The 554-nt window shown below is 61.2% G+C and carries 1 protein-coding gene; it reads left to right on the top strand.

The annotated features are described in order from the left end of the window. Positions 1 to 136: 136 nt before the first annotated feature. Positions 137 to 520 carry a hypothetical protein gene (locus J7360_RS21435; RefSeq protein ID WP_244667822.1) on the top strand — a complete coding sequence of 128 codons (384 nt, stop codon included), beginning with the start codon at positions 137 to 139 and terminating at the stop codon, positions 518 to 520. The last annotated feature ends 34 nt before the right edge of the window (positions 521 to 554 follow it).

The following is a 554-nucleotide window of genomic DNA, read 5'->3' as shown; positions in this document are numbered from 1 at the left end:
GAGGCGCTGCTGGTAGCCCTCTCCCCTGTGGCCATAACGCCAACCTTCTATACATTATGCGAAATGAAGTGTTGACGCTCCTATGCGCCCTGGCGGCCTATCACTGCTGGTCCCTCCACAGGAAGCGGACTGGACAATGAAGCTAGACACCTACGATCGCGTAGACCTGACCGGCCCTTGGGCCGGTTTTGGTTTTCAGGGGCACCGATTCTTCACCCCGGAGAATTACGACATCGAGCCATGCGATATGCGCTACTGGGCACTGACGTGTGCGATCGCTCGCGAGTGGTCGCTGATGATGTCGGAGGAACGCAATGCGCGATCGGCGAATCCTCGCAAGGCTACTGCCACAAGGGCCCCAGGGTCTCGTTTGTCTCGAGGCGCCGACGTGATCTACCTGCGTGACGTGCTGAGGCGCAGGCGTGAAAAGCGGTTGTCAGTCGCGGGTGACGCGGGGTCCGCCGATCGATCGACGGTTGTGCGTAGGACACGTGGGCCTCGAACTCCACGGCGCGGGTGAGGCGTTATCCGTAGGGGCTATGCCCCTACACCCC

The sequence above is a fragment of the Xanthomonas sp. D-99 genome (assembly GCF_017746145.1).
In the GTDB taxonomy this organism is placed as follows: Bacteria; Pseudomonadota; Gammaproteobacteria; order Xanthomonadales; family Xanthomonadaceae; genus Xanthomonas; species Xanthomonas cissicola.
Note: the sequence above shows the minus strand (reverse complement) of the source record. Positions and strands in the feature narration are given on the sequence as shown.

Coding starts and splice junctions, on each gene's coding strand:
- J7360_RS21435 (WP_244667822.1), top strand. CDS start 137: ATGAAGCTAGACACCTACGATCGCGTAGACCTGACCGGCCCTTGGGCC.